The 19059-nt window shown below is 50.4% G+C and carries 15 protein-coding genes; 14 read left to right on the forward strand and 1 reads right to left on the reverse strand.

The genetic code is table 11. The annotated features are described in order from the left end of the window. The first annotated feature begins 257 nt into the window (after positions 1-257). From PGX44_RS04075 to PGX44_RS04090, 4 genes are all read left to right on the forward strand, one after another. Positions 258-2921 carry a valine--tRNA ligase gene (locus PGX44_RS04075; protein WP_498854357.1) on the forward strand — a complete coding sequence of 888 codons (2664 nt, stop codon included), beginning with the start codon at positions 258-260 and terminating at the stop codon, positions 2919-2921. Positions 2922-2930: 9 nt separating this feature from the next. Next, complete coding sequence (locus tag PGX44_RS04080) at positions 2931-4238, forward strand: bifunctional folylpolyglutamate synthase/dihydrofolate synthase (protein ID WP_498854358.1); 1308 nt, start codon at positions 2931-2933, stop codon at positions 4236-4238. Positions 4239-4580: 342 nt separating this feature from the next. Continuing rightward, a complete protein-coding gene (locus tag PGX44_RS04085) occupies positions 4581-5771 on the forward strand; it encodes an O-antigen ligase family protein (RefSeq protein WP_498854359.1) in 1191 nt (396 codons plus the stop codon). Positions 5772-5858: 87 nt separating this feature from the next. Continuing rightward, the gene (locus tag PGX44_RS04090; protein ID WP_186501893.1) at positions 5859-6497 is read left to right on the forward strand and encodes a redox-sensing transcriptional repressor Rex; all 639 of its coding nucleotides are present in this window, start codon (positions 5859-5861) and stop codon (positions 6495-6497) included. Between the two features lie 71 nt (positions 6498-6568). Here the strand turns inward: PGX44_RS04090 and PGX44_RS04095 are convergent, their stop codons facing one another. Further along, on the reverse strand, positions 6569-7342 hold the full coding sequence (locus tag PGX44_RS04095; RefSeq protein ID WP_498854360.1) for a transglycosylase domain-containing protein: 774 nt from the start codon (positions 7340-7342) through the stop codon (positions 6569-6571). Positions 7343-7560: 218 nt separating this feature from the next. Here PGX44_RS04095 and PGX44_RS04100 point away from each other — a divergent pair, with 218 nt between their 5' ends. The 10 genes from PGX44_RS04100 (at position 7561) to lpxK (ending at position 19058) form a co-directional block, all read left to right on the forward strand. Further along, positions 7561-8793 carry an argininosuccinate synthase gene (locus PGX44_RS04100; protein ID WP_186501891.1) on the forward strand — a complete coding sequence of 411 codons (1233 nt, stop codon included), beginning with the start codon at positions 7561-7563 and terminating at the stop codon, positions 8791-8793. A 13-nt stretch (positions 8794-8806) separates the two neighbouring features. After that, positions 8807-10240, forward strand: coding sequence for an argininosuccinate lyase (gene argH, locus PGX44_RS04105; protein ID WP_498854361.1), 1434 nt, complete (start codon positions 8807-8809; stop codon positions 10238-10240). Between the two features lie 166 nt (positions 10241-10406). Next, positions 10407-11240, forward strand: a complete 834-nt coding sequence (lpxC, locus tag PGX44_RS04110) for a UDP-3-O-acyl-N-acetylglucosamine deacetylase (protein ID WP_498854362.1) — start codon at positions 10407-10409, stop codon at positions 11238-11240. Positions 11241-11255: 15 nt separating this feature from the next. Then, positions 11256-11714, forward strand: a complete 459-nt coding sequence (gene fabZ, locus PGX44_RS04115) for a 3-hydroxyacyl-ACP dehydratase FabZ (protein ID WP_289001260.1) — start codon at positions 11256-11258, stop codon at positions 11712-11714. Positions 11715-11887: 173 nt separating this feature from the next. Next, complete coding sequence (gene lpxA, locus PGX44_RS04120) at positions 11888-12700, forward strand: acyl-ACP--UDP-N-acetylglucosamine O-acyltransferase (RefSeq protein WP_186501887.1); 813 nt, start codon at positions 11888-11890, stop codon at positions 12698-12700. 155 nt (positions 12701-12855) lie between these two features. Next, positions 12856-13671 (forward strand): LpxI family protein, encoded by an 816-nt coding sequence (locus PGX44_RS04125; protein WP_498854363.1) that lies wholly within the window; start codon positions 12856-12858, stop codon positions 13669-13671. Positions 13672-13680: 9 nt separating this feature from the next. Continuing rightward, complete coding sequence (lpxB, locus tag PGX44_RS04130; protein ID WP_498854364.1) at positions 13681-14823, forward strand: lipid-A-disaccharide synthase; 1143 nt, start codon at positions 13681-13683, stop codon at positions 14821-14823. After that, positions 14820-16571, forward strand: coding sequence for an ABC transporter ATP-binding protein (locus tag PGX44_RS04135; protein WP_498854365.1), 1752 nt, complete (start codon positions 14820-14822; stop codon positions 16569-16571). The genes lpxB and PGX44_RS04135 overlap by 4 nt, the downstream gene beginning before the upstream one ends. Positions 16572-16603: 32 nt before the next feature. After that, on the forward strand, positions 16604-17917 hold the full coding sequence (locus PGX44_RS04140; protein ID WP_186501964.1) for a 3-deoxy-D-manno-octulosonic acid transferase: 1314 nt from the start codon (positions 16604-16606) through the stop codon (positions 17915-17917). A 4-nt stretch (positions 17918-17921) separates the two neighbouring features. Continuing rightward, a complete protein-coding gene (lpxK, locus tag PGX44_RS04145) occupies positions 17922-19058 on the forward strand; it encodes a tetraacyldisaccharide 4'-kinase (protein WP_498854366.1) in 1137 nt (378 codons plus the stop codon). Position 19059: the final 1 nt, after the last annotated feature.

Below are 19059 nucleotides of genomic sequence, written 5' to 3' on the forward strand. Positions count from 1 at the left end.
GATGAGCGGAAGAAGTATTGTCTGCGTGTGGCAGAGAGATGCCGGTTAGCTGAAAAGGCATTCGCAGGCGGCAATACGGGTCACCCGGGAGCTGGCAGGAAGAAGAACTTGCCCGTCTGACAGGCGTTAACTGTAGAATGAAGAGGCCCGGCCTACGGCCGTGGCAATTTAGGTGGTACCGCGGAAGAGCAGCGTTCTTTCGTCCTAACAAGGATGAAAGAACGCTTTTTATTTTTACTTTTTAGGAGGTCCTGCACATGGAGTGGAACAAAGAAAGTCTGGGTACGTATGCACCAAATGATATAGAAATGAATTGGTATTCCTTTTGGGAAAAAAACGGGTATTTTCATCAGGATCCTGATCCGTCACGTAAGCCCTTTAGCATTGTCATGCCGCCACCGAACGTAACGGGGCAGCTGCACATGGGCCATGCCCTCGATAACACGCTGCAGGATATCCTCGTCCGTTTCAAACGAATGGAGGGCTATAATGTTGCCTGGATTCCCGGGTCAGACCATGCAGGCATTGCGACGCAGGTAAAAGTAGAACAGCAGCTGGCCAAAGAAGAAGGAAAAACCCGTTACGACATTGGCCGTGAAGAATTTTTGAAACGTGTCTGGGCCTGGAAGGAACAGTATGGCAACCGCATTGAAACGCAGGTACGTCGCTTAGGCTCTTCCTGTGATTGGACGCGTAACCGCTTTACTATGGATGATACGTGTGCCCGGGCCGTACGTGAAGTGTTCGTTTCTCTCTATGAAAAAGGCCTCATCTATCAGGGACAGCGCATTACTAACTGGTGCCCCCACTGCAATACAGCCCTTTCGGATATCGAAGTAGATCATTCCGATGTAGCCGGCCACCTCTGGTATGTCAAATACCCCATCGTCGGTGAAGACGACTACATCATGATTGCCACAACCCGCCCGGAAACGATCATGGGTGATACGGCTGTTGCCGTGAATCCGCAAGATACGCGCCTGGCTAAATATATTGGTAAAAAAGTTATTGTGCCGCTCGTAGACCGGGAGGTAGAAATCATTGGTGATGATTACGTCGACCTCGAATTCGGCACGGGCGCCGTTAAGATTACGCCGGCCCACGACCCGAATGACTTTGAAATGGGCGAACGCCATCACCTGGAAGCAATCATGATCATGAATCTTGACGGTACCATGAATGCCAAGGCTGGTGCCAAATACGAAGGCATGACGCGTGAAGATTGCCGCAAAGCCGTCGTGGCAGACCTGCAGGATTTAGGCCTCCTCGATCATATTGAAGAATTAACCCATGCTGTAGGCCATTGTTCGCGCTGCAAAACGATTATCGAACCGTTTTCGACCAAGCAGTGGTTCGTCAAGATGGGTCCCCTCACGAAGGCTGCTATCGATGCCGTACAGGATGGCAAGACGAAATTCGTGCCCGACCGCTTTAGCAAGACTTACAATCACTGGATGGAAAATGTCCATGACTGGTGCATTAGCCGCCAGCTCTGGTGGGGCCATCAGATTCCGGCCTGGTACTGCGATGACTGCGGCCAGACGTCGGTCAGCCGGGAAGATATTACGGAATGCCAGCATTGCCACAGCACACACATCCACCGCGATCCGGACGTCCTCGATACGTGGTTCAGCTCAGCCCTCTGGCCTTTTTCGACTATGGGGTGGCCAGAAAAAACTGCCGATATCCAGCAGTTCTTCCCGACGAGCGTCCTCGTTACAGGCTATGATATAATCTTCTTCTGGGTTGCCCGCATGATGTTCATGACCTGTGAATTCATGAAGGATATTCCCTTTGAACACGTCTTTATTCATGGCCTCGTCCGTGACAGCCAGGGCCGCAAGATGAGTAAATCCCTGGGCAACGGTATTGATCCCCTCGGCGTGTGCGAAGAATACGGTGCTGATGCCCTGCGCTTTACGCTGGTAACGGGCAATACACCGGGCAACGATATGCGTTTTTACATGGAACGGGTTGAAGCAAACCGTAACTTTGCCAATAAGATTTGGAACGCATCGAAGTTCGTCATCATGAACCTCACCGATTATGATCCGGACTTCGTACCGACGGCCGACGATCTCACGCTGGCTGACCGCTGGATCCTCACAGCCTTTAATCAGACCGTTCGTCAGGTGACGGAAAACCTCGATAAATTTGAATTAGGCGATGCTGCCGACGAAGTATACGAATTCATTTGGAATCTCTACTGCGACTGGTATATCGAGCTGGCAAAACAGCGCCTCTATAAATCAGATGATCAGAAAAGCCGTCAGACTGTCCAGTACGTTCTCGTCTACGTTCTCACCCATACGCTGGAAATGCTCCATCCCTTTATGCCCTTCGTGACAGAACATCTCTGGCAGCATCTGCCGCACGAAGGGAAGAGCATCATCGTCGCTCCCTGGCCTAAGGAACAGGAAAACCAGGAATTCCCGGCTGATGCGGCCGTCATGAACGTTCTCATGGACGCTATTAAAGGCATCCGTAACATGCGTGCCGAATCGAACGTACCCATGGGCAAGAAGGCCCCGGTCATCATGGTACCGGCCGATGAAAAAATGGCAGCTAACCTGCGGCAGTACGAAAGCTATTTCCACACGCTGGCCTTTGCCGACCAGGTTATTCTCCTCGATCCGTCGGCACCGAAGCCGGAAAATGCCGTCGTAACGGTAGTACCGGGCATCGAAGTCTACCTGCAGCTGAAAGATCTCATCGACGTAGAAAAAGAAACGGCCCGCATTGAAAAAGAACAGGCTAAGCTTCAGAAGGAAATCGACCGCCTGTCAAAGAAACTGGGCAACGAAGGCTTCCTGGCCAAAGCACCGGCGCAGGTCGTTGAAAAAGAACGGGCTAAACTGGCAGATTATACGGATAAAATGGCAGCCCTTACCAAACGGATGGCTGACCTGAAGAATTTATAAGGTGATACTATGACGTACGAAGAAGCGGTGTATTATTTGGAACATGCCAGTGCCTTTGGCATCCAGCTGGGATTGGGCCGTATGGAACGGCTTCTGGCGCGGCTCCATAATCCTCAGGACCGGTACAAGACGATCCACGTGACCGGTACCAATGGCAAGGGCTCTGTGACGGCGATGATTGCCAGTGCCCTCCATCAGGCCGGCTTTCGTACAGGCCGCTATACGTCGCCCCACCTGGAAGAATACACGGAACGGATCTGCGTAGACGAAGGAGCAATTTCCCGGACTGACTTTGCAGAAGCCGTAGCCGTCGTATCTCACGAGGTAGAAGCTATTGTTGCCGCTGGCGGCGAACGGCCGACGGAATTTGAAATGCTTACAGCAGCGGCCTTTTGGTATTTTGCCAAGGCCCGTGTAGACTATGCCGTTATCGAAGTCGGCTTAGGCGGTCTTCTGGACTCGACGAACGTCATTACGCCTGTCGTCTCGGTCATTACCAACGTGGCCATGGATCACATGAAGTACTGCGGTAATACGCTTGAAGAAATTGCTGCCCAGAAGGCGGGCATCATCAAAGCCGGCGTTCCTGTAGTAACGACGGCCGAAAAGCCGGGCCTTTCCGTCATCGCGGCGACAGCCTATGAAAAGCATAGCCGTCTTTATGCCCTGGGGCACAGCTTCACGATTAAGGCAGCCGCGCCGCCTGATGTTCAAGGCCAGGTGTTGACTTTGCAGGAGCATACGGGCCGGGGCCGGGCGCTGACGGTGGATCTGCCGCTTTTGGGCGAACACCAGCAGAAAAATTGCGCCGCTGCTCTCATGGCACTGCTCCTCGTAGCGCGGCAGGAAAAACGCCTGACGAAGACAGCCATTGCAGCCGGCATTCACCAAGTGCGCTGGCCCGGCCGTTTTCAGGTCCTCAAGGCAGGGGAGCAGGATATCGTCATCGATGGTGCCCATAACCCGGCCGGTATCGATACCTTTTGCCGGACCTATGAGCAGGTTTTTGGTACGCGTGAGCGCCTATTTCTCTTTTCCGTATTGGCCGACAAGGATTATACGCAGATGGTACACACCTTGTTCCGTCCTGACGATTATGTCATTTGCGCGCCGGCACCGACGCCACGCAGTGCCGATCCCCGGGAGATTGCCCGCATCCTGCCCTGCCGGGCAGACTGGGCCTCCAGCTTGGAGTCGGCCTTGGACCAGGCCCTGCAGGCTGTGCAGCCTGCTCAGGTCTTATGTATCGTCGGCTCCTTGTACATCCAGGGAGAGGTGCGCCGCCATTTACGGGATTCCTGGCACGTCACACTGTAATCTGTTCCTTTATACAACAACGATTTCCATGTGTTTGGGGAATCGTTGTTGTATTTTTTATCTGTGAAATTTCGGTTGCAAAACGGAGATGCTTATTGTAAGATTAATAAGATAGCATAGGTTGTGCAAAACAGAACAAACTTTACCAGTTACGGCCCCGGAGGGAACAGGATGATCCTGCACAGTACTGGGGGACCGGACGGATAAAAGACGCATTCGAACACGTACATTCGGAGGAACGAACTTGTGATACATTTTACGGCTCTCTTACCAACAGCTCGTAGTTCTCAGGAAAAAGCACGCATACACGTCGTGTATGCGCTTTTGGGGACGGTATTTTTTATGCCGTTGCAGTTGTTTGTCATGGAAGCCTTCTTTTTGGCGGCCTTATTGCTGGCGGCCCGCTATGTTTGGCGCTATGATCTGCCGGACCGTACGCGGCCTATCTTTTTTGTGCCGGCCGCTGCCTTTGCTGTCGTTTCCCTGCTTTCCTTGGCAGGGTCGCCACGGCTCATCTTGGGCCTGGCCTTTTATGCGTTTACAGTACTGCAATATTTCCTGCTTTTCTGTCTGCTGCAGCAGTTTGTCCGCGGCGAGACCGAACGGAAGCTGCTCGTCTATGGGCTGCTCCTCAGTACGGCCTTAGTTGCCCTCTATGGCTTTTATCAGTACGCTCATATGCTGACCCTGCGGGAAGAAGAGTGGGTTGATAATTCGGCCTTTCCGCTGTTGCGCCGCCGCATGTATTCTACGTTATATAATCCGAATTTGCTTTCGGCCTATTTGCTCATGGTTATGAGTGTTGCCGGGGCTCTGGTCATCCGTTGGTGGGGCCGGTGGAAACAGGCGGCACCTTTCGTCCTGTTGTTGGCAGCGCTTACGTTGTGTTTGGTCCTTACGTATTCTCGGGGTGCCTGGATCAGTGCCTGTGCGCTCATCTTTTTCTTTGGCCTCGTGTGGGACAAGCGGCTTTGGCTGTCTTTTTTGGTCATTCCGTTAGTGCTGGCTTTCCATCATGGCGGTGTTACGCGGCGTCTGCTTTCTATTTTTACCCAAAGCGCAGCTGACACCTCTGTATCTATGCGCATGGATATGTGGCTGGCTGCCTTGCAGATGACAGCTGATCACCCGCTCCTGGGTATTGGCTGGGGCGCCTTTAAATACGTCTATCCTGTATACAATGAACTGATTCAGGAAGCCGGTATTACTATCTTCCACGCCCATAATATGTATTTGAATATCATGGCAGAAACGGGGATACTCGGATTTACTGCGTATTTTTGGCTTTATTTTGGTATCGTATGGTATGCTATTCGCTTTTTGCATAGGTACGCAGGAACCCCCTTTGACCGGGCTCTGGTTATGGCCGTAGCAGGCGCTATGCTGGCTGTAGCGGTGAGCGGCTTTAGCGACTATGACCTCTTTAGTACTCAAATATCACTTACTTTATGGCTTTTTGCGGGATTATTGACAAATACGTATGAAGAATATCGAAAGAATCAGAAAAAAAGTTTGCGAAATAATTCACAATAAGTTATAATAAGTCTTGAAATATTCACTGCTTAGTTTCACAACGTTACGTTGTTGCAAATAGTTTTATATAGTTGGGAGGCTCCACCCATGAGACAGAAAAAGGCAATATCCGATGCGGTCATTGAACGGCTGCCGTTGTATTATAGAGATTTACTGCTTCTGCAAGATGCAGGAATCGATATTATTTCTTCCGAAAAGCTGGGCGAACGCCTGGGCATTACACCGGAACAGATCCGTAAAGATCTGACTTGTTTTGGTGCCTTTGGCAAAAAAGGCGTTGGTTACTACGTGAGCGAGCTCTGTCAGCAGATTGTAGAAATCATTGGCTTGCAGCAGCACTGGAAAATCGGTATTGCCGGTATTGGCCATTTGGGCTGGGCCCTGGCTAACTATAAAACCTTTGGCCGTCTGGGGTTCCGCACGATGGGCCTCTTCGATGTAGATCATCGGATTATCGGCCAAAATGTCGGCGGTGTCGTCGTTACGCCTATTTCGGAAATGGGCGATGTCGTACGCCGGGAAAATATCCAGATCGGTATTATTACGACGCCGGCTTCTGTCGCGCAGCAGGTAGCCGACCAGATGGTGGACGCCGGGATCAAAGGGATTCTTTCTTTTGCCCCGTTACGTCTCAATGTGCCGGACCGGATTTTTGTATTCCGGGAAGACCTGTCGATTGGCCTGAGCCGTATTTCCTATTATTTGACCAACAAGCCAAAAGAATAAGAACAAAAAGTAAGCCCGAACGCAGCAGGTATACGTTGCTGTTTTCGGGCTTTTTGTCGTTTATGAAAGGGTCAGCGGCGCAGATGCAGGCTTTCTTTAAAGGCCGCTTCAGCCTGGTTTCGCGTAATGTACTCTTGTTCTGCCATGAGGGAAAGAACCGTCTTTTGCCGTTCCCGGGCAGCCTCGTAATTTTCCAGGGGATTATAATAACTAGGTGCTTGCAGCAGGCCTGCGAGCAAGGACGATTGGGCCAGGCTCAGGGCCCGTGGCTGAGCGCCGAAGTAGATATGGCTTGCTTCATAAATGCCGGTGGCGCTGGCACCAAAATACGCTGTGTTCAAGTAAATTTCCAGAATTTCGTCTTTGCTGTAATTGTGCTCGAGCAAAAAGGCCAGAATGAGTTCCTGGGCCTTGCGGGTCAGCGTCCGTTCCGGTGTAAGAAAGGTATTCTTAATGACCTGCTGGCTAATGGAGCTGCCGCCTTCTACGGTTTCACCGGACGTAAAGTTGACCAGAACGGCCCGGCCGATACCAATGGGGTCGACGGCACCGTGTTCATAAAAGCGCCGGTCTTCTGTCGCGATGACAGCTTCCTGCAATGTTTTAGGGATGTTTTGAATCGATACATACGTGGCTACTTCCCGGCGTCGTGCTTCCATAGCAGCGCGGAAGTGTAAATAAGGATAGAGTTCTTCCTTAAATGCATCCAGGGAAGAAGACGGCGCTGTTTGTTCAATTTTGCTGGCAGGCGTCTGTGGCCTTGTCTTAGGCGTGTCGGAAATGATATTCCAGGCGCTGAAGGCAGCAAAGACGACGACGAATATGAAAAGGTATTTTTTTTTCATAGTTCCTCCTGATATGGGTATATTGTATCATATGAGCAGGTGAAAAGACTAGATTTAGGCCCCGTTTCCCCTGCTGAATGGTAGAATATTTGAAAATTTTCAATTTTTTCAAACTTTTTATTCAAATTACTTGCATATTTTTGCGAGTAGTTGTATACTAACTGACGTAGACAGTTGGTCATCATATTGTTGCTTATGAAATAGAGGAGGAAACAAAAATGAGTGATATTAAAAAAATCGTATTAGCCTATTCCGGTGGTTTGGATACATCCTGCATTATTCCCTGGCTGAAGGAAAACTATCCCGGTGCAGAAGTTATTGCAGCCTGCGCTGACGTAGGACAGCCTGATGATTTTGAAGCCATTGAAAAGAAGGCTATCAAATCCGGTGCTTCCAAAGCATACATTATGGATATTAAAAAAGAATTTATGGAAGACTATGTATGGCCCTGCGTGAAAGCGGACGCTGTATATGAAGGCAAATATCTCTTGGGCACATCCTTTGCCCGGCCTTTGATTTCCAAAAAACTCGTAGAAATTGCCAAAAAAGAAGGCGCTGACGCTATTGCCCACGGCGCTACAGGCAAAGGCAACGACCAGGTACGGTTCGAACTGACGGTTAAAGCGTTGGCTCCGGAAATCAAACTGATTGCACCGTGGAGAATGTGGGATCTTAAATCCCGTGAAGATGAAATCAAATATGCGGAAGCACATAATGTGCCGGTTGATTACAAATCGGAAGAAAATCCGTATCCCTACAGCATGGACTGGAACATCTGGCATTTGAGCCACGAAGGTGATGATCTGGAAGATCCGGCAAATGCTCCGAAAGATATGGTATACATGGTTTCTACGCAGCCGGAAAAAGCACCGGATACACCGGAATATGTAGAACTGCAGTTTGAAAAAGGGATTCCTGTTGCTGTTAACGGCAAAAAGATGGATGCCCTCGAATTGATTACGGAACTGAATGCTATTGGTGCCAGAAACGGTATCGGCATTGTCGATCTCGTAGAAAACCGTCTCGTCGGTCTCAAGAGCCGTGGCATTTACGAAAATCCCGGTGGTGCTATCATCATGTATGCCCACAGAGAATTGGAATATCTGACACTCGACAGAGCTACGAACCACTTCAAAGAACATGTGGCCAACAAATATGCAGAACTCGTATATGACGGCATGTGGTTCTCGCCGCTCCGTGAAGCTCTGGCTGCGTTTGTTGACGAAACACAGAAGACCTGCACGGGTACAGTTAAATTGAAATTGTACAAAGGCAACATCATCAGCGCCGGTTCGACTTCCCCGTACTCCTTGTACAGCGAAGAATATGTCACCTTCGGCGAAGACGATGTATATGATCAGAAAGATGCCGGCGGTTTCATCAACCTCTTTGGCCTGCCGCTCACGATGCGGGCACTGATGTTGCAGAACGTCGAAAAAAAGAACAAATAAGGAGCGAATCCGAATGAAATTATGGGGCGGCCGGTTTACGAAGGCTACAGATAAAAACGTAGAAGCATTTAACGCATCGATTCAGTTCGATTGCCGTATGTATGCAGAGGATATCTGCGGCAGCATTGCCCATGCGACGATGCTGGCCCGGCAGGGCATTATTTCCGAAGCAGATAAGGATGCTATCGTTCAGGGGCTGAAGGATATTTTCGGACAGATCGAACGGGATGAATTCGACTTTTCTGTAGAGCTGGAAGACATTCATATGAATATCGAAAAGCGCCTCACCGATGCGATCGGTGAAGCTGGCAAGCGGCTTCATACGGGTCGCAGCCGTAACGATCAGGTTGCCTTAGATACGCACCTGTACGTACGGCGGGAAATTGCGGCAGTCGCCAAGCTGCTCGTACAGCTTCAGGAAAGTATCGTCAAGGCTGCAGAAAAATATAACGATGTCATCATGCCAGGCTATACGCACTTGCAGCGGGCCCAGCCGGTCCTCTTCAGTCACCACCTGATGGCCTACTTTTCCATGCTGTCCCGTGATTTCAAGCACCTGGGCTTTGCCTGGGAGCTGGCAGATATGATGCCTCTCGGTGCCGGCGCCCTGGCCGGTACGACCTATCCGCTGGATCAGCTGTACGTCGGTAAGACACTGCACTTTGGCAAGCTCTATGACAATAGTATGGACGCTGTCAGCGACCGGGATTATATTATTGCTTTCCTGGAATTTGCCGCCGTCTTGATGATGCATCTGAGCCGCTTGTCCGAGGAATTTATTCTCTGGTCGAGTTCGGAATTCAAATTTATCGAGCTCGATGATGCACATTGCACGGGTTCATCCATTATGCCACAGAAGAAGAATCCGGACATTTGCGAACTCGTACGGGGCAAGACGGGCCGCTTCTATGGCCATCTCATGGCCGTGCTAACCATGATGAAAGGCATTCCCCTGGCCTATGATAAGGACATGCAGGAAGACAAAGAAGGCGTCTTTGATGCCATTGATAACCTGAAATTTGCCCTTACCATTTATGCCGCCATGATCGATAAGATGACAGTCAATAAAGAACACATGCGCAGCGTTCTGGAAAGCGATTTCTCGAATGCTACGGATATGGCCGATTACCTGGCTAAAAAAGGGCTGCCCTTCCGGGAAGCGCATGCCGTTGTCGGCAAAGCTGTACATTATTGTATCGAACAGGGCAAAGTACTGCAGCAGCTTAGCTTAGAAGAATTGCAGCACATGAGCCCCCTCTTTGAGGCCGATATCCATCATTATCTGGATATTGAAACCTGCGTGGCCCAGCGTCAGACCTATAATGGCACGGCGCCCAGCTCCGTTGCGCGTCAGTGCACTGACGGCAAGCAGGTACTAGCTACAGAAACGGTACAAACGCAGCAATGGGATAAGGTGGTTTCCTCTGTCTATGAGTTAATCAAATAAGCAACAGGAAGAGGCCGTGCCGGAAGGTACGGCTTTTTTCTTTGCCTATACAGGCTAAAATACGTATTTACAAAATTTCTTACTAGTCACTCTAAGGGAAATAATGTATAATAAATTAGTATGATTAAAATTGAGCATTTAATGCCAGGAAAGGAGGGGCGTATCAATGACTAATGTGGTACAGACGACACTGGCAAAATCCGTGTCGTACAGCGGTATCGGTTTACATGCAGCCAATGAAGTGCATATGGTAATGCGCCCGGCCCCGGCTGATACGGGAATCGTCTTCGTCCGGACGGATTTGCCCGGCAACCCGGCTGTGCCGGCACAATTTGCCAATGTGACCAACACCATGCGGGCAACGACATTGGAGCAGGGCGATGCGAAAGTCTTTACGGTCGAACATCTGCTTTCTGCATTGAACGGCATGGCTGTAGATAACTGCATTATAGAAATGGATTCCGTAGAACCCCCTGTTGCAGACGGCAGTGGTCTTACCTTTGTGGAGCTGATCCAAAAGGCAGGGATTCAGGAATTATCTGCGCCGCGCCGTGTACTGGCCGTGCAGCACCAACACCTCGTACAGGAAGACGATAAGTTTATTGCCATTCTTCCGTATGACGGTTTCCGTATTACCTTTACATCCATCAATCCGCATCCGCTTTTGGGCGTACAGTTCCTGGATGTCGAGCTGGACAGGGAAACGTATATCCGTGAGATTGCATTTGCCCGGACGATTGCGTTTACAAAAGAACTGGCCATGCTGAAAAAACTGGGCCTGGGTAAGGGCGGTACGCTGGAAAATACGATCGTCTATGATGACACGACATGCCTTTCGAAGCTGCGTGCGGAAGATGAACTGGTGCGGCATAAAGTGCTGGATGTCATCGGCGATTTAGCTTTGCTGGGACGGCCGCTGCAGGGACACATCGTGGCTGTAAAGTCAAGCCATAAGCTAAATAACCTGCTGGCACGCAAAATCAGCGAAGAAATAAAATAAAGGGAGGAAATTGCAATGGCAATAGACAAGACATTAGAAGTAACGGATATCATGGAAATATTACCTCACCGGTATCCCATGCTGCTCGTAGACCGGATTATTGAATTGGAACCGATGAAATATGCCATCGGTATTAAAAACGCAACGTTTGACGAACTTTTCTTTCAGGGACATTTTCCCGGAAAACCGGTAATGCCCGGCGTGCTCCTGGCCGAAGCTATGGCACAGGTAGGCGGCGTCGCACTGCTCTATCCGGAAGAAAACCGGGGTCTTATTCCTTTCTTTACGGGCATTGATAAACTGCGTTTCCGTCATCCCGTCCGTCCGGGTGACCAGATCATCATGCGCGCCGATATCGTGAAGATTAAAGGCCGTATGGGCAAGGTAAAGGCCCAGTCTCATGTAGGGGATACGCTTTGCGCAGAAGGGGAATATCTCTTTGCCCTCATGCCGGGACAGGAACCAAAAAAATAAAAATAAGCCCAATTTATGAGAAAATAAGAGGTTTTAGGCGTAATTAACAGATAATAGGGCAAATATGCCTGATTTTTAAGGGTATATTCTTTTCGAGAGAGAGGGAATGTACTCATATACATTATTTATGAGCACCTGCCCGGATAGGGGCGGGCTAGCAAGGAGTGACTCTAATGACCGAGGAAAAAGAAAACATGCCGCAAAGCATGATCCATCCAACGGCTGTTATAGATCCGCAGGCAGAAATCGGTCCTGGTGTAAAAATCGGGCCTTATGCAGTGATTGGGCCGCATGTTAAAATCGGCGCAGGCACAGAAGTTATGGCACATGTAACCATTGACGGCTGGACGACAATCGGTGAAAATTGCCGGTTTTTCCCTAGCTGTTCGATCGGTTCAGAACCGCAGGACTTAAAATATCACGGAGAAAAAAGTTACCTTATCATCGGTGACCGGTCTGTATTCCGTGAATTTGTAACGGTCAGCGTAGCTACCGGTGAAGGGGAAGAAACGCGGATTGGCAATGATTGCCTGTTCCAGGCCTGCACGCACGTAGCGCACAACTGTGTCGTAGGTAATCACGTAATCATGAGTAACTGTGCCGGCCTGGCCGGTCACGTAACCGTAGAAGACCGCGTGGTTATCGGTGGTATTGCCGGCGTACACCAGTTTGTCAAAGTGGGTCGAAACAGCATGATTGGCGGCCTGGCCAAGGTAGTGCAGGATATTCCGCCGTATGTCATTGCTGATGGGCAGCCAGCCCGTGTCATTGGTCTGAACAGTGTGGGACTTTCCCGTGCCGGTATGTCCGATGAAGTTCGTCGTGAATTAAAAAAGGCATTTCGCATTTTGTACCGTTCCGGTCTCAATCTGGGACAGGCTATTTCGGAAATGGAACAAGAGCTGGACAGCTATGAAGAAGTCGAACATCTTCTGCGCTTCCTGCGCAATGCTGAACGTGGCATTATGAGAGGCACGAAGGATTGATGTGCGTATGAAGGGGAGGTGAGGCTCGGCCTTGCCGCCCTTTTTTTATGTGAATCGTTCTTATATTAATGACATGATCGGCTGTTTTTTGGTATAATAAAGTGATTGTTTGTAAATTCAAGGTAAGCATACCTGTGTAATAAAGGTGATCGTACATGGAAAAAGTTGGCTTATTGGCCGGTATTGGCAATCTGCCTGTAGAATTCATGCGGGCAGCTAAACAAAGCGGCCATGAAGTGGTGGTCATTGCCGTCGTTGAGGATGTAGCGCCGGAATTAGCGGCGGAAGCAGATGTATACTATGAAATCAATGTGGCCAAGCTGAATAAGATCATTAAGACCTTGCTGAAACACGATATATCCAAGGTGACCATGATCGGCAAGGTAACCAAAGAAATTCTCTTTAAAGGATTGAAGATGCCTGATTTGCGGGCCCTGAAGCTGCTCAACCGGCTACGTAACCGCAAAGATGACACGATCATGCTGGCCATTGTGGATGAATTGGCAAAGGATGGCATTGAAGTCGTCGATCAGACCTTGTATTTGAAACCCCTCATGCCGGCACCGGGCGTACTGACCAAACGGCAGCCTACAGAAGCCGAGGCTGATGATATCCGCTTTGGCTTTGCTACGGCAAAAGCCATTGGCGGTATGGACATCGGACAGACCGTCGTCGTCCGCCATAAGGCCGTCATGGCTGTAGAGGCTATTGAAGGTACCGATGCCTGTATCCGCCGCGGCGGTGCCTTAGGCCGGAAGGAATCGGTTGTCGTCAAGGTGGCCAAACCCAATCAGGACCTGCGCTTTGACGTGCCGGCAGTCGGCATGACAACGCTAGAAAGCATGATTGAAAGTAATTGCAATGTCCTGGCTGTAGAAGCCGGGCGCACGCTGTTCGTTGAACAGGCACAAGTATTGGCAGCGGCAGATGCACATCATATCTGCATTTGTGCTGTCGATCAGACGTTTTAAGGAGTATTCATGAAAATTATGTTTTCAGCCGGCGAAGCCTCTGGCGATATGCACGGAGCAAATCTGGCCAGGGCCTTAAAAGCGCTGGATCCGGAAATTGAACTGCTCGGCATGGGTGGCAGCCAGATGGCACAAGCAGGCGTGCGAATCGTATATGACATCAATAATCTGGGATTTATCGGCGTTGGCGAAATCTTGCGTAAGATCCCTTTCTTTTTTCGCCTGCGCACACAGCTGCTGCAGGTGATGCAAGAGGAGAAACCGGATGTATTGGTCTGTATTGATTATCCCGGCTTTAATATGAGGCTCATCGAAAAGGCCCGGGCGGCAGGTATCCGTGTCGTTTACTATATTTTGCCGACAATCTGGGCCTGGCATAAGAGCCGTGGCAAGGTGATTGCCGAGCATACGGACCTGGCCATTTCTCTTTTTCCCTTTGAGGCCAAGCTGTATGAAGAACTGGGCGCCCGGGTTGCGTATGCCGGCCACCCGCTTCTCGATGTAGTACACCCGGAAATGACCAAAGACGAGGCACTGCAGGCCTTTGGCCTCGATGCGGCGAAGCAGACGATTCTCTTGATGCCGGGCAGCCGCCTGCAGGAAGTACGCGGCTTGCTGCCGGTCATGCTGGCGGCAGTCAAAGAAATTACGGCGCAAAGGGATGGAGTCCAGTTTCTCATTCCCCGGGCCTCGACTATCGAGGAGTCCGTGTTGCAGGAGCTGATTCCGGCGGAGCTGGAAAACGTTCATGTTGCATCAGGCCATGTATATGATATGATGAACATCAGTACCGCTGCCGTCGCTGCATCAGGAACGGCAACCCTGGAAACGGCACTCATGGGCTTGCCGACCCTGCTTATTTACCGCGTTAGCTCCCTTACGTACTGGCTGTCCAAAATCCTGGTACACATTCAAAGTATTGGCCTGCCTAATATCATCATGGGGCACCGCATTATGCCGGAGCTCTGGCAGGATGAAGTCACACCGGAAGCCATTGCTGCCGATATGGTGACCCTCCTGACGGATAAACAGGCTTGGCAGGAGCGCCACGAGGCTATGCTTTCCGTGCGCAAGGAAATGGGAGAACCCGGGGCTGTCCGGCGTACAGCAGAGATCATTTTACAATTTGCTAAGGAGAACCATTCTGCATGAAGCGATATAACAGCTGGCAAGGCTACAAAAGATTACTGCGTTTCATTTTGCCATATAAGAAACGCTTAGTCGTTGCCGTCATATGCATGGCCTTTTCGGGCGCGAGCAACGTCGTCGTCCCGTGGCTGATCAAGGACGTCATCGACAAGGTCTTGGCTAACAAAGATATTTACACACTGAACCTGATTGTCATTGGCATTCTGGCACTCTTTTTTGCCAGGGGCTTCTTCTACTTTGGCGAACGCTATTTGATGAGCTATGTCGGCCAGAAAATAGTTAACGATATCCGCGAAGCCCTGTACCGGCATTTACAAAAATTATCCCTGTCATACTTTGATAAGCGTAAGACTGGGAATATCATGAGTAACTTGACCAATGACGTCACGGCCTTACAGACGGCCATTGCCGGGAATCTCATTTCCTTTGTTCAGGAAGCAGTTATCCTTATCGGTTCCTTAGGGTCTATGCTGCTCTTGTACTGGAAACTGACTCTTTTGACACTGGTCATCGTGCCGCTCGTGGTCTTTACCATCCGTTTCTTCGGTAGCCGCCTGCGCGGTGCCGGTCATCGCGTACAAGGGAAAATGGCCGATATTACAGCCCTCCTAGAGGAATCTGTTTCAGGTATCCGCATCATTCGTTCCTTCAACCGTGAAGAGTTTGAAATCGAACGCTTCATGGAACAGAATGACAGCAACTTCTGGGCCCTCATGTCGACTGTGCGCCTGACAGCACTCCTGACGCCGTTTATCCAGTTCTTTGCAGCCATTGCTGTGACTGCCATCATCTGGTATGGCGGCATGAGTGTTATTGATGGCGAAATGACAGCAGGCTCCCTTATTGCCTTCCTGATTTATGCTATCAACCTGGCAAACCCGGTTCGCCGGATTAGCGAAATTTACGGCGATATCCAGAAATCTCTGGCTGCTGCAGACCGCGTATTTGAAACACTTGATACGGAACCGGACGTTAAGGAAAAACCGGACGCGATTGAACTGCCAAAAGTGCAGGGGGAAATTTGCTTTAATCACGTCGATTTTTCTTACGATGAGGATCACCCGGCCCTGATCGACTTCAACCTGGACGTCAAGCCCGGCGAAGTCGTTGCCCTCGTGGGTCCGAGCGGTGCCGGCAAATCGACGGTTACAAACCTGTTGCCGCGTTTTTATGACGTCACCGACGGTAGTATTACTATTGATGGCACAGATATTCGCGACGTTACCTTCTCGTCCCTGCGCCAGCAGATTGGCCTGGTACCGCAGGAAACGATGCTCTTTAATGCCAGCATCCGGGAAAATATCCTGTATGGACGCCTGGACGCGACGGATGAGGAAATCGAACTGGCTGCTAAGGCTGCCAACGCAGAAGAATTTATTCTGCAGCTGCCCCAAGGCTACGATACCCTCGTAGGCGACCGGGGCAACTCCCTGTCCGGCGGTCAGCGCCAGCGTATTGCTATTGCCCGGGCCATTTTAAAAGATCCGCGCATTTTGATTCTCGACGAAGCCACGTCGGCTCTCGATACGGAATCGGAAAAAATCGTTCAGGTGGCACTGGAACGGCTTATGGAAGGCCGTACATCTATCGCCATTGCCCACCGCCTGAGCACGATTCGCGATGCAGACAAGATCGTCGTTATCGATCATGGCCGTATCGTTGAAGAAGGTACGCATACAGAACTGCTGAATAAAGGCGGCCTGTATGCCCATTTACATGCTGTACAGTTTAATGAAAAAGCGGAAGGTTAAATTCTATGTTAAATCGCTTGCGTGTCAAATCGATGTACTGGCTCTATAATTTTTTGCTTCTCATGTATTGGGCCTCTCTCATCCCTGTGCTGATTTACAGGCTCATACATGAAGAAGGATTTTATCAGCGCATCAAGCAGAGTATCGGTTTTTTACCGGATGAACTGAAGAAAAAAATATCAGACCGCCAGGCTATTTGGGTGCACGCGGCGTCTGTAGGGGAAATTGTCGCAGCCAGTCCTATCGTGCGGGAAATGCGGCGGGAACACCCGCAGGAAGTGATTATCGTTTCTGTCGTTACGGCAACAGGCTTTCGCATGGCCCACAAGATTATTGACGGTGCTGATGGGATCCTGTATTTTCCCTTGGATTTACCGTATCTGACAGGACGCATCTTGAATATTATCAAACCGAAAATCATCGTCCTCGTAGAAACGGAGATCTGGCCTAACTTCCTGCGCATTGCCGATAAGAAAAAAATCCCCATCATGATGATGAACGGCCGCATTAGCCAGCGCAGTGTTTCCCGCTACCGGCTGATAACCTTCTTTACCCGCCATGTCCTCTCGTCGATCCGGATTTTTTGTATGCAGAGCCGGATTGATGCGCAGTATATTATCGATATTGGTGCCGATCCCAATAAAGTCATCGTAACGGGGAATACCAAGTACGACCAGACCTATGGCATCGTCACGCCGGAAGAAAAGAAACGCTTTTTGTCAGAGCTCGGTTTTGCAGAAGAGGATTACCCCATTATGATTGCCGGGAGTACGCATAAAGGTGAAAATGGTTCGGTTTATAAGGCCTTCTTTGAAATACGGAAAAAGCACCCCCGGGCCCGTCTGATTATTGCGCCCCGGTATATTTACCAGTCTGACCCCATTCGCGATGAAGGCCGTAAGTTTGGTTTTACCATGGTCAAACGGAGTGAAATGCAGGCTGGTAAAGTAAAGGAAGAACACTATGACGGTGTGATTCTCGATACTATCGGCGAACTGGGCCGCGTGTACAGCTTAGGAGACCTGGTCTTTGTCGGCGGCAGTCTGGCCCACGTCGGCGGTCACAATATTTTGGAGCCGGCGGCTCATGCCAAACCGATTGTCGTAGGCCCGAATATGTTCAATTTTGTAGAAATCTACGACCTGCTCAGCAGTCGCGGTGCCTGCGTTATGGTTAAGAATGAAGACGAATTCATTCAAACCTGTGTCAATATCGTAGATGACCGCCAGCTGGCCGAAAGCATGCGCCGCCACTGCATTGAAATCGTGCAGGAAAACCAAGGGGCTACGCGCCGTAATCTGGCAGAATTACAAAAAATACTGGATGAACTCCACCTTTGGAGATGAACACATGTCTTTTTATACTAAGCTTGCCACGTATATAACGTATCTCATGGAAGACCGTTCCCATAGCCTGGCAGACCAGCCCGTACTAGCCCTGCTCAAAGGCTTGTCGGCTGTTTATCGCTACGGTGTCGTACGGCGCTTTACAGCGTACGCACGTCATCCGGAACGGCAGGCCCATTTGGCGGCGAAAGTCATCAGCCTGGGCAATATTACGGCCGGTGGTACGGGAAAGACCCCGACGGCTTGTATGCTGGCCCGGTGGCTTCAAAGTCAAGGCTATCGTGTGGCCCTTCTCAACCGGGGCTACCGCTCGGCAGCCGAGCATGGCGCAGCCATCATGTCTGATGGAAAAGACGTACTCCTTAGTGCCCAAGAAGGCGGCGATGAAGCGTTGCTCCTGGCCCGCAGCCTGCCGGGAATACCGGTTCTCGTCGGCCGGGAACGGGCACAGACGGGACAACTGGCTATCGACAGATTTCACAGCCAGGTCCTGCTTCTCGATGATGCCTTTCAGCATTGGCAACTGGCCCGCGATTTAGATATTGTCCTTATTGATGCTACCAATCCGTTTGGCAATGGGCAGCTCCTGCCACGGGGCATCTTGCGGGAACCCTTATCTCATCTTGCCCGGGCTGGTTTTTTTATCATCACGAAGGCAGATCAGCGGACGGAAGCAGACAAACAGGCTATTTATGCTGCCCTGACGCGCTATAACAGCACCGCGCCTATAGCAGAAGCGGTGCACCGGCCTGCGTGGTGCGTATCGTTTGCCGCATGGTACGAAGCGCAGACGGACCGCCAGATGTGTGAGCAGCTGCCGCATCAGGCAGTCATCGCTGTGTCGGCTTTGGGGAATCCGGCTTCCTTTGAAGCGACGGTAACCGCCTGCGGCTATACACTGGCAGGAAATTTACGGTATGACGATCATCATCAATATACGAATGACGATCTTTCTGTTATGATACAGATGGCGGCAGAAAAAAAAGCCGTTCTGGTTACGACGGAAAAGGATGCTGTCAAATTGCCGGCATCGTTCATTTTACAGCACGACGTGCCTCTTTGGGTACTGGGCATAGAAATAGTGATTGAAAAAGGTAAAGAGGAACTGCAGAACGTGATTCTGCAGCATATAGGAGGATAAG

Origin of the sequence: Caecibacter sp. AF58-12pH5A (assembly GCF_027681725.1) — a bacterium.
Classification (GTDB): Bacteria; Bacillota; Negativicutes; order Veillonellales; family Megasphaeraceae; genus Megasphaera; species Megasphaera hominis.